Origin of the sequence: Penaeicola halotolerans (genome assembly GCF_016464625.1) — a bacterium.
Classification (GTDB): domain Bacteria; phylum Bacteroidota; class Bacteroidia; order Cytophagales; family Cyclobacteriaceae; genus Penaeicola; species Penaeicola halotolerans.
Genome location: NZ_JAEAGO010000252.1, coordinates 1 through 231, shown reverse-complemented (window position 1 = coordinate 231; position 231 = coordinate 1). Strand labels below are relative to the sequence as shown.

The following is a 231-nucleotide window of genomic DNA, read 5'->3' as shown; positions in this document are numbered from 1 at the left end:
ATATGTCTGTGATCAGCCCATGTGACTATAATCAAACAAAAGCTGCGACTATCGCTATAGCAGAGCATGAAGGCCCAGTCTACTTGTGATTTGGTCGTCCTTCTATGCCTATCTTCACTCCTGCCTATCAGAAGTTTGAAATCGGTAAAGCTTGGAAAATGGTAGATGTTAAAGATGTCTCTATCTTCGCAACAGGTCATCTTGTATGGTATGCTATCTTAGCTGAAGCTA

General features: G+C 41.6%; 1 pseudogene. It reads left to right on the top strand.

The features are described 5' to 3' along the window. A pseudogene (locus I5349_RS14190) lies at positions 1 to 231 on the top strand (transketolase family protein); the annotation flags it as partial.